A 12,109-nucleotide genomic window follows, 5' to 3' on the forward strand; every position below is an offset into this window, starting at 1 on the left:
ACCGCGCTCGCCTGTAGCCAGCGCAAGCAAACCTCCGAGCAAACACAAGCCGTATCATACCCGGCTGCCCGGCCGCTCCAGATACGGGTCCAAGCCGATATACTCTTCAAGTATGGCCTCGACGGAATCGGCGGGCGCAAATTTCGCGATGCCGTTAAATCGCGTCGTATCCAGCAGCGATACGGATTGCGGAAGTCGAAATTCGTCCGGCTGCGGACCGCCTGCGCGGCGTACAGCCCACCGGGCCCGGGTGCCGGCCCAGCGGTTGATTTGTTCAATCAACGTTTTCCACGTGCAAAATCCGCTCGCCACATTGTACACGCCCGATTGCTGCACATCAAGCGCAGCAGCAAAAGCGCGGCCGCAATCCGCTTCTCCGATAAACGACGAGCCGTATGTTTCCAGCCCCTCCTCCGAATCGAAGTAAAAGACGCCGTTGCGCTTGCAATGCTGGTACACATACAACAAATATTGTCGATTGAACCGCCCCTTGCCGGTTCCGTACAGCAGCGGAATGCGCAAGCTGATTCCTGTTTTGGGCGCAGCTCCTTTTGCTCCCTGCGCAGCTGCCATCGCCAGCTGATGCTCGTTGCAAATTTTCCCCAGATCATACCAGCTGCCTGGGTCGGTGCTCGCGCCCTCCCTGAGCACCTCCTGGGGAATACCGTACACGGTTTGGCTGCTGGCCAGCACAAACGGCCCCCGACGCCACAGGTCCAGCAGTTGCCCCGTCCCCAATATATCTTCAGCCACCACCTGCTCGCGCTCTGTCGAACGCGGACTCGCCAAATGGATGACTGCTTCGGCCTTGCCCAGCTCCTTGTCCAGCTCGCGAGCCTGCGCCAGATCGCCGTATACGAGCGAACAGCCGGGTAGCATCACATCTCTGCGCACGAGACAGACCGGCTCATGATGCTGCCGCAGCAATTCCTCTACCACCGCGCGTCCGATATTGCCGGAAGCCCCGGTTACAAATATTCGCATAATAACCTCCTGTCCGCATGACTACGGCTGCAAAGCCTGTGCAGGATTTTGAAAAAAATGCCCCGCCTGCTTTTTCAATATCGCTCCGTGTCCGGTCGCAAAATACAAATACACCGTCGGGTCCATGCCTCCCCCGGCGCCAAAGCGCAGCCACCCAAGCTCGTTGAGCAAAACCGCCGTATAGTCTTCAATCGCTCGATGCGTCCGCAGCGATGCCTCTGCGATCTCCTCGGCAAACGAATACGGATAATAGGAGGGCATATCGCCTTCCGGCGGATGCAGCCGCAAACCAAATGCCGCAGGCTGCCGCTGTACTGGCGTATCGGGAAATACAGTAAACCGGTTTAACAAAAACGTGACGTTATCGATCTCCCGAACAGCCGAAATCAGGAATTCGACCGATGTCTCCAGCTCTTCCAACTGCTCGCCGGGAAACCCGCCGATCAGATTCATGTGCAATCCGACTCCCGCGTCTCGCGCATAGCCCAAAATCCGGCGCACAGCCGCTTCGTCAAGACCGGGCGTGTACTTGTCCATCAGCTTTTGAATCCGGGGCACGATCGACTCCAGTCCGAACAGCACCTCATAACAGCCCGCTTCCCGCAGCAGCTCGAACAGCTCGCGCGTATGCGCCAGCTCCAGCTTCGAGCGGCACGCCCAGCGAATGCGCAGCTTGCGCTCGATCAATACCTCGCATAACGTTCGCAGCATGGCCGGCGATAACGCTTCATCCGCAAAAATAAACGTTTCGTATCCCGCTTCGACATACGCCGCAAGCCGCTGCACCGCCGGCTCCACTTCACTGCGCAAAGGAACGAGCGAACTTTCATATTTGGCATTTTGCGTACAGAACGTGCACTTGCTCCAATAACATCTTCTTTCGCTGATTCTTGTCCATAATACAGGCTCCGGCGAAAAAAGGCGCGTTCGTTCCGGGGCAGCATAACGCTTGGGGCTCAGCTTGTAATCGGCGTCGGCCAAATCGGCTCTGGTCAGATAACCGGATGCGCGACGCCCTTGCGCCAGCTCCTCAACAAGCAGCGGCACCAGCACATCGCGGTCGTCGCGCGACGCAATGACGCTGTCGAACAATCGTTCCAGCTGCCCGCTGCGCTGCAAGCTCGCCATATGGGCGTGCAGGGAATAATTTTCATAACCGTGATCGATCAGACACGCGTACAGACCGGGCACCCGTTCCTTGAGCAAACGGACACAAATCAACGCGTTCAGCAGCTCCTCCGACGAGGCGACGGACACAAGCAGGGCGTCAAACTTGGCAGGCACGATATCCAGAGCCAATTCGATCGAGCGCGACAACACCGTCTGTCGGTACGCATACTCGACCAGCGAACGGCTGTCATGATAATTAACGTCGTAAACAATCGCTCCGGCAATCAGGTTGAAGATCAGCTCCGGCTGCGCTTGCTGCAGCAGCTCCAAATGCCGGACGACAGCGTGCACGGCTTGCCGATAATCAATAAATTCCTTGTATACGCGGGAATCACACAAATCGGCTAACGCCGTCGCAGCTTCCCGAGCGCTTGCAGAAAGCTGCTCGTCACAGACGCCAAGCCAGGTATTCGTCGTTGGGTCGAGGATAACCTCCCACCAGCGCGGATTGATATTGCAGCGCTCCACCTTATGTGGCGTTGTATCCAGCAAATGCCGCCACATGCCCGGATCATGAATGACCGTAGGGAAGCGTCCCGGGGCGCTCAGATGAACAATATGCACGTCAACGATACTCCTTTGTGTAAGAATAGCCCCCCATGCCAAATGGCATGAGGGGCGCATGAACCTGCCAATCACAATCGAGCTAGCCGCGAACGCCCATAATCGCCGTCGGCGTTTCCAGACAAAACTCGCCGCAGTTATTAGCCGGCTTTGGTACAGTATGCGTCGTATAAGGGAGCACAGTGTACGTGTCGCCTTGATTGTTGATTTTGTAAGTCAGCGTTCCGTTGCCGGTAACGACTTTGTCTCCTTCGTACAGGCTCAGCCCGACGAAAGGCGTGGAAGATTTGCCTGTTGACACTTTCGTTACTGTGACCGTCCCGTACACATACGAAACGACACCCGATTTTGAAGCTTCGGCGCCAGTAACAAGCCCAGTTGCACCTACTACAACCGCTGCGCTGGCGACAATCGCCGTATTTTTTGTAAATTTCCCCAAGTTGGACATCGACAACATCTTCCTCCTTTTACATGTGAAAAACCGGGGCGGGAACCGTCAGTAAACGCTTTCAAGCCCATCTTGCCTATATATTGATGCTGGCCAGCGATCAACCTCTGTTGTACCTTGTATATTACAAAAATTTTTAATCGATGTCAAACCCATACTACGAACCCAACCTTCCGCCCCGGCCCCGGCTGCCTTCACCGCAACAAAAGCGTGCCTCCCCGCCCGGCCAAACACAGCTGGCTAAAAGCAAAATGCGCAAGCCGGAAAAGCAAATCGCTTCCGACTCACGCATATAGGTCCCGCTTCCAAATCAGGCTTTCCCTGCACTAAACAAAATCTACAAAAATGCGCCAAAAGAAGGATACAACGGCATCGGCGATTGCGACGACATTGTAACGGTGCGGCTTTCAATCCGTCTGAGTACATCCCGGCCCCATGAACCCGTTTCGACTCGCTCCAGCAGCTCATAGACGGTAATATCGTCCATGTCCGCCATCATCCGCTGTTCCTTCAGCGGTAGCGTGCCCACCAACACGGAAAAATAATTCAAGGATATCGACCAGCAGGACCTTCCTTCATCCGTCATACGTTCGATCAGCTGATTAAAACCGATTTCCGACTTCGGATTCACGCACGTTCCGTTCATGAAGAACTCACAGGTCCGGCAATTCAATTGTAAAGTTTGCATGTTTCATCTCTCCATATAGTTCTGATCTCTCTTGATTATACTTGGTGCGGGCATAAAAAACTGTGCATGGCGTCACAAATTCACGATTAATTTCTAGGGCCTTCGTGATAGTGATGACATAATTATTTTTATGTTAACAATTCACGCAATCTATGCTTTTCCTGTGCGGACTGGTATACTTACACCTGTAAAGGCTGATAAAGGCAGGTGCCGCCCGGTGAATATTATTAAAGTAAAAGACCGTCAGGAGCTGGACAAGAAATTGCCGGCCATGCCCTGGTACGTGGAAAAATTCATCAATTACAAGCTCCCCGACCTCTCGCCCTCTTCGCTGCTGGAGTACGTGCGCGATTACGATACGTTTTTCTCGTGGATGCTCGCGGAAGGGCTCTCGTCCGCAGATCGCATTTCGCAGGTGCCGATTGAGGATTTGGAAAAGCTGCGCATGGACAGCGTCGACAATTTTCGCATGTTTCTGGCGACGCGGCGCGAGCAGGCCAATGTCAAAACGACAATCAACCGCAAGCTCTCCTCGCTGCGTTCGCTGTTCCATTATTTAAGTCAAATCGCCGAAGACGATAACCTGTATCCGCTGCTCAAGCGCAATGTGATGGCCAAGGTCGAGATCAAACGGGCGCACAAGCCCAAGGATTCCGCTGCGCGGCTGGAGGGCAAGCTGCTGCAGGAGCAGGAAATCGCCGAATTTATTGATTATATTCGCAATGGCGGCTATGAAGCCGACGTCGCAGGCAACAAGCAGGCGCTGTACGCCTATGAAATCAATAAGGTGCGCGATGCCTGCATCGTCAATCTTGTGCTCAATTCGGGCCTGCGCGTCTCCGAGGTATTCAATTTGAATGTCGACGATATCGACCTCAAACGCAAGCTGACCTATGTATATCGAAAAGGTAAAAACGACGACACGTTCAAAACGCCAGTTTACTTCCGCCATGATGCCATTGCCGCCCTGAACGAATATCTGGCCCTGCGCCAATCCCGCTACAAGCCGGCCAAACGCGAAAAAGCCCTCTTCCTTGCCATAGCCAATGGCAAAAAAGAAGGCGAACGCATGACCAAGCGGGCGATTCAGGAAATGGTCGTCAAATACGCCAAGCGATTCGGCAAGCCGTATTTGTCCGTCCACAAGCTGCGGCATTCCTTCGCCACCGACTATTATCTGCGCAATGATCTGTATAAAACGCAAGAGCAGCTCGGCCACGCCTCGCCGGAAACGACGCAAATTTATGCGCACCTGACCGACAAAACGATGGCCGAAGCGATCGACCGCCGTATGGAATCCTGAAGGATCTACTTCAGGATTTCTTCAATTTCAGCCAGCTCTTCCGGGGCGAAATCCAAACGGCGGATCGTCTCCACGTTATCTTCGATTTGCGACACCTTGCTTGCGCCGATCAGCACCGACGTGACGCGCTCCTCGCGCAGCACCCAGGCCAGCGCCAGCTGGGCCAGGCTTTGACCGCGACGGGCGGCGATTTCGTTGAGCTTGATCGCTTTGCCGATTTTGTCATCCGTCAAATCCTTGCTGTTCAGAAACACACTGGAACCCCCCGCGCGCGAATCGCTGGGTACCCCGTTGAGATAACGATTTGTCAGCACGCCTTGCGCCAGCGGCGAAAATGCAATCGTACCCACGCCGTTTTGCGCCAGTACATCCTGCAGACCGTCTTCAATCCAGCGATGGAACATGTTGTAAGCCGGCTGATGAATGAGCAACGGTGTGCCAAGCGCGTTCAAAATTTCAATCGCTTGCGCCGTTTGCTCGGCCGAATAGTTGGAAATGCCGACATACAGCGCTTTGCCCGAGCGGACGATCTGATCCAGCGCGCCCATCGTTTCTTCCAGCGGCGTCTCCGGGTCTGGACGGTGGGAGTAGAAAATATCGACATACTCCAGCCCCATGCGTTTTAGGCTTTGGTCGAGACTGGATACCAGATATTTGCGCGAGCCCCACTCGCCATACGGGCCTTCCCACATGTAATAGCCGGCTTTGGTTGAAATGACGAGCTGATCGCGGTACGGCGCGAGGTCCGACTTGAGCACCTTGCCAAGCATTTCCTCGGCCGAGCCTGGCGGCGGCCCGTAGTTGTTGGCCAAATCGAAATGCGTGATGCCCAGGTCAAATGCGCGCAGCAGCATCGCTCTGCCGTTCTCGTGCAAGTCGACACCGCCAAAATTGTGCCACAAGCCGAGTGAAATCGCCGGCAGCTTCAGACCGGAACGGCCGACGCGGTTATATTTCATTTCTGCGTATCGTGTTGGGTTCGCTTGATATACCATGTACTTATCCTCCTTCAAAGACCGACTGACTCGGTCATTCGTCACAAAGCTTAGTATAGGCCAAGTCCGCTGCCAATAAAAGGACTGAAATGAATTTGCATTAGTTACCCTGGCGTTAGTAGCTTCCGGTCCGCATCTGATTTCGCCGCATTTTTCAGCCAGCCGAGAAATCTCGTGCGCTTGAGATCGCTGCCCGCAGCCGATCCGTCCGGCTGTCAAGCCAAGTAAGCCGCTTGGCCGAAGAGGCAATAATACGCTGCAGATCACCTGCTTCGTCTGTCCCGTCCAGATACCGGCCCAGAAAATGAATGAACACATCCAGCCGCCGCAGTGCGACCAACAGCGGCAGCTTGCTCAGCTCTTCTGCTGTCAGACCGGCGCGTTCGCTGAAGGCGCGGATGCAGGCTTCGGCTGTCTGCCACATCGCTTCCTCGTCCCCCTCCGGGGCCTGGGCGGGAACCAGCAGATCAGACAGCAGCACCGCCAGCTCCATCACGCGCACATCATACGTCACGAACTCGAAGTCGAGCAGCGCGCACAGCCGCCCGCGCTCGTCCACGAGCAGGTTCGAGGCGTTCAAATCGCCGTGCACGAGCTGATGCGGCAGCTCGCGCAGCCCAGCGGCTTGCTCCGCAAACGCCGCCACCTGCCGAGCCAGCGCCTGCAGCTCGGCTTCCAACTGTGCGAACGCGGCCGGCGGCCGTTCGCACCACGCGGCCACGGCCGGAAGCGGACAGCTCGGGTGCGTTTCCCCGAGCTCGTAGTACGGCCGATACGCCGCTGGCGCTGCGGGCTGCACCCTGCGCAGCGCTACCGACAACGTGGCGGCGGCTTCCGCCAGCTGCCGCCACGTATCCGGCTGCAGCCGTTCCGGGCTGCAACCTGGCAGGCAGACGAACAGTGCCGCCAGCTTGCCCGTTTCGCTGCAGCGAACAAACGTGCCGCCCCCCGCCGCTTCCAGCGGGCGCGGCACGTCAAATCCGAGACGCTGGTCGGCCAAGGCCAGCAGCGTCTCATGCTCGAAGCGCACCTTATCGGCATCGCGGTGGGTGTTATACACCCGCAGCACATAGGTGCGCCCGTCTTCCGCTTCCACGAAGCGGGTCGTATTGTTCATTCCTTGACCGCCGATGCGCAGCGTAAAAGGAATGCCTGGAAGCCACGCCGCAAGAAGTGAAGCGAGCTGTTGATTTTCCACTCGAAGAGACATAACCCACCTTTTGTTTACATCATTTTATTTATGTATACTTAATAAGCTCCCGCTGTAGCCCGATCCCGGTCCCTGTACGTTTTCGCTTTTAATTTTTCAATTTATTTTTGACCGCGTTTTTCTGCAACCCTTTGCCTTTGCTGTTTCTGGCATTGTCAATCCAGCCCTCGGAATTGGCCACTTCCAAATCCCGCGTTGTCTCCAGAGCATGCTCAAGTTGAAATCCATTGTGAAAGCCGCTTTTGGCCTGTGGATACATATCCCAACGCGCCAGTGTTATGCCGCCCCGATAAGCATGCGGCCTACGGTCCGCAGCGGCGCCCGTTTCAATGGTAACGTGGAACGCCGTGAGTCCGTTGCCCAGAAGATCGTTTTTCAACGTCACAGCGCCGGTGTTGACCGAAGGATTATCGGGTATGCCGTTTGCATAACGCGTTACATGCGCTGGGAAATTATCGATTTGGGCAATATTTCGCATATACGCACCACCGTGACCGGGAGCAAGTCGTAGCACCTTTCTCAGCCAAATATCTTTATCGGGCGCATGCTGCAAAGTCAAGGCGCTGGCGATGTACGTATCGACCTGCGCAGGCTTGAGCTGCTTTTCAAATAATACCGTTACAATTTCGTCAACGGCGCCTTCCACATCCAGCAGCCGATTGTTATCGGCCACGGCCGCTTCGAGCTTCGTCTGTATCGACGTTTTGGCTTTATTGTCCAGAGTCGTCTTCAATACTGCTGCCTGATCTTTGTAGTCCTCGTTAAAATTGGCTAAAGGAACCTCCATTTGAATGTTTTCGATTTGTGAAGTCAGATTTTTTCGAAATTCCTTTACATCAAAGTCGCGTAATTCCGTAATTTCGGCTATAGACGCCAGTAGCGGCTGCAGGCGCTGCACGAACGAATCGCGAGACGAAGACGCCGGATTAAAATTGTCGTGTATCGTAGTCATGGTGGCTTTTTCTCCCGCGTCCGCATAGCTGCGCAGCCAGGAATCCGGCTTAAAATCGGTGACGACTTCTTTTAACGGAGCGCTTTTTGTGTTGACCTTTGTTATTTTGCTTTCGATCTGCCCTGACATTTCCTCCAACTTTATGCAAATTCGAAGATACTTGATCAGCTCAGCGCTGCACTCATCGACATTCGCTTTCTGTGCCGCGTAATCCTTCCACTGGCTGACAGCATCTTGAAAATATTCAATGAACGGCTGGAGCCGCGCTTTTCGTAAGGGATTCTCCTCAAACTCGTTCTTCTTGCCCGCAAACCATTCTTCGGCTTCACTGACATCGTCAAAATCTCCCTCCGTCCTTTGGATCCGCACGGCTGGAGCTGCACTCAACGACCGTGCAGGCAGCATGAAAGCCGCTGCGTTAGCCTGACGCTGGACTAAGCCTCTGTCGGACAAGCTCGTTTTGACCATTTGTTCCATTTGCTTATTTCCCAACGTTCTTTGCAAATACGTCACAGGGCTGGCTGGCGCTGGCATTCGGTCTGTAGCAAGCTCCCGTCGAACGGGCTCGTTAACAGCAGCTTGCCATCCGGGCGTAGAGGAAGACACCTCTTTATGAACGGTCATAGCGCAGAATCACATTCCTTTGCAGCATATTTTTACGTTCCAGAATTGTCCATATAACCAATTATACGTAAAAAACAGGCTCGGGAATAGTCCGCCGTTCAGCAAAAAACCGACGTTTCCTACAAAACGCCGGCATCGGTCCAGATCTTACGCGTAGACAACACGTAATGGTACTCCCTACTATGAAGCTCTTTGCAGCACGCAGCTAATTTTTCAGCCAGCCTCTTACAGCTTGCGTCTGCAGCCCTTTGCCTTTATTCGTCCGGGCCGTGTCAATCGCATTTTCTGCTTGCGTCACCTGATGAGCCAAGCTGTTCTCCAGAGCTGTTTGCAGGTCGCCTGCATTGGCAAAACCGCTGCCTCCTTGCGGGTACAGGTTCCAGCGCGTCAGTGTGATGCCGCCCCGGTACGCATGCGGCTTCTCATGCGAAGCGCCGCCGGTTTCAATCGTGACATGAAACGCCGTAACCCCGTTGCCGAGAATATCGTTTTTCAGCGTCACTCCGCCAAGCAGCACCGAAGGCTTGTCCGGTACCCCGTCGGCATAACGGGTCACGTGCGTATCCTTGTTATCGATTTTCGCGATATTTTTCATGTAGGCGCCGCCCAAGCCAGGCGCAAGCCCTACGACCTTGCGCAGCCAAATGTCCTTGCCCGGATTATGCTGAATCTCCAGCGCCTTTGTAATCAGCGTATCGACCTGGTCGGAAGCCAGCTCCTTTTTGAACACCGCCGTCACGACCTCCGGCACGGCCCCTTCGACGTCGAGCAGCTTGGCCCCGTCGTCCCGCGCTGCTTCCAGCTTCGTTTTGATTCTGTCCTTCGCCTGATTCTCCAGCGCTATTTTCAAGTTCGCGGCATCTTCTTTGTAACCCTCGTTAAAAGCCGACAGCGGGGCCTCTTCCTTGGCCTTGGCGATATCCTCTTTGATCTGATTGAAAAAGGGAGTCCAGACAAACTCCTGGATATCCGTAACATCTGTCACTTTTTTGAGAATGGGCTGCAATTTCTGAATATATAATTGGCGCGATGAAATCGCCGGATTGAAATTGTCTTTAATGGTGTTCATCGTCCCAATTTGCTCTTCGGTCGCATAGCTGCGCAGCCAGGAGCCCGGCTTGATGATCTCGACGATTTCCTTCAGCGGAGCAGCTTTATCCTTGACGCCATTGATCTGGGTGTTGACTGCTCCTTCAAGCTCCTCCAGCTTCAAGGCCAGCTTGTACTTCTTGATCAAATCCTGCTGGTACTCCTTGGCCGTCAATTCCTGCGCTTCGTAATCCTTCCACATGCCGACCGATTCCAAAAAATACTCCGTCGCCTTCTGCAACCGCGTTTTACGCAGCGGGTTCGCTTCCAGCTCACCTTTCTCGTCGTTATACCATTTCTCTGCAGCGTCGGCATCGGCAAAATCCACCACATCCGGCGCCCGTTGAATCCGCGGTCCGGACGTCTTGGCGCTCGGCCGCAGCTTAGGCTGAACCCGGCTTGCGACTCCGCCGCCTTGCAGTACCGCCAATGGTCCGTGCTCCCGGATCAGCTCCCCGGTTTGCCGATTGCCGATCGTACGCTGCAATTGAACCGCTCCTTGAACCTCCGTTTGCTCGACCGGCTTGACGGAAGGCGCACTCGCTTGCGGCGCGGAGCTTTTTTTCTTGCGTAATGTGCTTTGCATCTGCTCACCTTCCTTCTGTCAATTTCGCCAGCAATGGCCCATTACCTCATCTTCTATTATACGTGAACCGGCAAGACCGGACTAGTCCAAAAGTTGCGCAAGTGGGCGCTTTCTATTCCGGGCAAAACAAAACCGGACCTCTCTTTCGGTCCGGTTACATCAGATCTTGACCCTGCCGCTACACCTGAAAATCTCCCTCGACAGCAAACTCAAAATCCTCGACATCATACGCTTCTACCGGCACAGACGCCTCAAGCAGACGGTCGAGAAATTCCAATTGGTCGGTCAGCAGCGCCGTTTGCTCACGATTCGCCGTCACAATCAGCTCCGTTTCGATCGGATCGAACAGCTCACCATATTCCGCTTGGTCCAGCGCATAAATGATCGTCAAGGTTACATGCTCGTTGATCGGCAGCGGCGGACTTTTACGCCAAGGAACCTGCAGTGCCCGCTCGATTTTCTTTTTATTCAGCGGCTCTTCGAAAAAAGCAATCAGCTCGCGAATAATTCCTTTGACATGCTCGTCTTCTTGAGACTCCATCATCAGCGGCTCGTTCGTATCCTGAAGCTCGTACAGCTCCTGAATGGTCGAGTAAGGAATTATATATTCGACAGGGCTGGCCGGCAGCAGCAATTGTCCGTGTACGGCCAGCATCACAGCTTCAATCACAAACGTGCGGGACACGGTGAAACCTCCCTTTTTATGAACTCCATGCAGGTATTCTCTATTGTGACGTAAAATCCTTCTTTTGCAAAGCGACATGCCGTCAATCGGAGCAAAAAACCGCCACTTCCGCTAGCGAACTCGCTTCGCTGGCGAAAGGGGCGGCTATTGGAGCGGATCGGGCAGCTAGAGCGGCCGCTGTTCGAGCTTCCTTGCAGCGAACACGCCGGTAAACGGCTTCTTCGAATGGCGGTTGGCATAAGCGGATGCCACGTAAGCGTCCGGCTTGATAACGGGTACCATACCTAACGATTCCACCCGTCCGGCCATCTCCTCGACGAAAGCCGCCGTCCGGTTGCGCAACGTGTCGGAGCCGGCATCGATATGAATGAACAGCTCCAGCGCCGCACCTTCGTACCGGAACGGCAACACGATCTCTTCCAGCTTGCTGCGCCGTTGCCGATCAAAAAACAAAGCAATCTCTTCGCTGTAATCCGTCTCGGCCGACAGCTTTTCCTGGATGGATACGACCGTTCGCGGCCATACCACCTGACGGTAGCACGCCCAAGCGCCCGCTCCCATTCGTTGAATGACCACGCCTGTGATAAACTTCGTATGTCCCGGATGAACCTGACAATCGGTGCCGATCATCAGCTTGTATCTCGCGCAAGGCGTCAGCTTCATAAAGCGCACAATCCGTTCGAACACCTTGTGCAAGGTCAAACCGCTTTCCGTTTTGCTGCGAAATTCCAGCTCGTTTACCGGTGTCCACTGTGTCTGTCTTTTCATAAGGTTCTCCTATCTTTCCGGAAATAGGGCCTGCCTTATGATC

11 protein-coding genes are annotated in these 12,109 nt (G+C 54.5%); 1 reads left to right on the top strand and 10 read right to left on the bottom strand.

Annotation, left to right across the window (positions count from 1 at the left end):
* Positions 1–54: 54 nt before the first annotated feature.
* From B5M42_RS02510 to B5M42_RS02525, 4 genes are all read right to left on the bottom strand, one after another.
* Positions 55–984: an NAD-dependent epimerase/dehydratase family protein gene (locus B5M42_RS02510; RefSeq protein ID WP_134748619.1), complete on the bottom strand. Its 930-nt coding sequence runs from the start codon at positions 982–984 to the stop codon at positions 55–57.
* Positions 985–1,005: 21 nt separating this feature from the next.
* On the bottom strand, positions 1,006–2,718 hold the full coding sequence (locus B5M42_RS25465; RefSeq protein WP_167689500.1) for a B12-binding domain-containing radical SAM protein: 1,713 nt from the start codon (positions 2,716–2,718) through the stop codon (positions 1,006–1,008).
* Between the two features lie 82 nt (positions 2,719–2,800).
* Positions 2,801–3,166, bottom strand: a complete 366-nt coding sequence (locus tag B5M42_RS02520; protein WP_134748614.1) for a hypothetical protein — start codon at positions 3,164–3,166, stop codon at positions 2,801–2,803.
* Between the two features lie 337 nt (positions 3,167–3,503).
* On the bottom strand, positions 3,504–3,854 hold the full coding sequence (locus B5M42_RS02525; protein WP_134748612.1) for a hypothetical protein: 351 nt from the start codon (positions 3,852–3,854) through the stop codon (positions 3,504–3,506).
* Between the two features lie 217 nt (positions 3,855–4,071).
* On the opposite strand from B5M42_RS02525, the gene xerS reads away from it, so the two are divergent.
* Entirely contained in the window at positions 4,072–5,157 is a 1,086-nt protein-coding gene (xerS, locus tag B5M42_RS02530; RefSeq protein WP_134748610.1) for a tyrosine recombinase XerS, read from the top strand.
* 5 nt (positions 5,158–5,162) lie between these two features.
* Here xerS and mgrA read toward each other — a convergent pair whose 3' ends face one another.
* The 6 genes from mgrA to B5M42_RS02560 form a co-directional block, all read right to left on the bottom strand.
* A complete protein-coding gene (gene mgrA, locus B5M42_RS02535) occupies positions 5,163–6,152 on the bottom strand; it encodes an L-glyceraldehyde 3-phosphate reductase (RefSeq protein WP_134748608.1) in 990 nt (329 codons plus the stop codon).
* A gap of 154 nt (positions 6,153–6,306) precedes the next feature.
* A complete protein-coding gene (locus tag B5M42_RS02540; protein ID WP_134748606.1) occupies positions 6,307–7,362 on the bottom strand; it encodes a phosphotransferase enzyme family protein in 1,056 nt (351 codons plus the stop codon).
* An 88-nt stretch (positions 7,363–7,450) separates the two neighbouring features.
* Positions 7,451–8,791, bottom strand: coding sequence for a hypothetical protein (locus tag B5M42_RS02545; protein WP_230632590.1), 1,341 nt, complete (start codon positions 8,789–8,791; stop codon positions 7,451–7,453).
* A gap of 352 nt (positions 8,792–9,143) precedes the next feature.
* Entirely contained in the window at positions 9,144–10,613 is a 1,470-nt protein-coding gene (locus B5M42_RS02550) for a hypothetical protein (protein WP_134748602.1), read from the bottom strand.
* Between the two features lie 178 nt (positions 10,614–10,791).
* Positions 10,792–11,298 carry an ADP-heptose synthase gene (locus B5M42_RS02555; RefSeq protein WP_134748600.1) on the bottom strand — a complete coding sequence of 169 codons (507 nt, stop codon included), beginning with the start codon at positions 11,296–11,298 and terminating at the stop codon, positions 10,792–10,794.
* A 165-nt stretch (positions 11,299–11,463) separates the two neighbouring features.
* Complete coding sequence (locus B5M42_RS02560) at positions 11,464–12,066, bottom strand: ribonuclease H-like YkuK family protein (RefSeq protein WP_134748598.1); 603 nt, start codon at positions 12,064–12,066, stop codon at positions 11,464–11,466.
* Positions 12,067–12,109: the final 43 nt, after the last annotated feature.

The sequence above is a fragment of the Paenibacillus athensensis genome (assembly GCF_004514475.2).
GTDB classification, from domain to species: domain Bacteria; phylum Bacillota; class Bacilli; order Paenibacillales; family NBRC-103111; genus Paenibacillus_AL; species Paenibacillus_AL athensensis.

What these genes read in the sequence shown, in the direction of transcription:
- B5M42_RS02560 (WP_134748598.1), bottom strand. Translation starts at nt 12,066, where the DNA reads ATGAAAAGACAGACACAGTGGACACCGGTAAACGAGCTGGAATTTCGC.
- B5M42_RS02520 (WP_134748614.1), bottom strand. Translation starts at nt 3,166, where the DNA reads ATGTCCAACTTGGGGAAATTTACAAAAAATACGGCGATTGTCGCCAGC.
- B5M42_RS02545 (WP_230632590.1), bottom strand. Translation starts at nt 8,791, where the DNA reads ATGGAACAAATGGTCAAAACGAGCTTGTCCGACAGAGGCTTAGTCCAG.
- mgrA (WP_134748608.1), bottom strand. Translation starts at nt 6,152, where the DNA reads ATGGTATATCAAGCGAACCCAACACGATACGCAGAAATGAAATATAAC.
- B5M42_RS02510 (WP_134748619.1), bottom strand. Translation starts at nt 984, where the DNA reads ATGCGAATATTTGTAACCGGGGCTTCCGGCAATATCGGACGCGCGGTG.
- B5M42_RS02525 (WP_134748612.1), bottom strand. Translation starts at nt 3,854, where the DNA reads ATGCAAACTTTACAATTGAATTGCCGGACCTGTGAGTTCTTCATGAAC.
- B5M42_RS02540 (WP_134748606.1), bottom strand. Translation starts at nt 7,362, where the DNA reads ATGTCTCTTCGAGTGGAAAATCAACAGCTCGCTTCACTTCTTGCGGCG.
- B5M42_RS02550 (WP_134748602.1), bottom strand. Translation starts at nt 10,613, where the DNA reads ATGCAAAGCACATTACGCAAGAAAAAAAGCTCCGCGCCGCAAGCGAGT.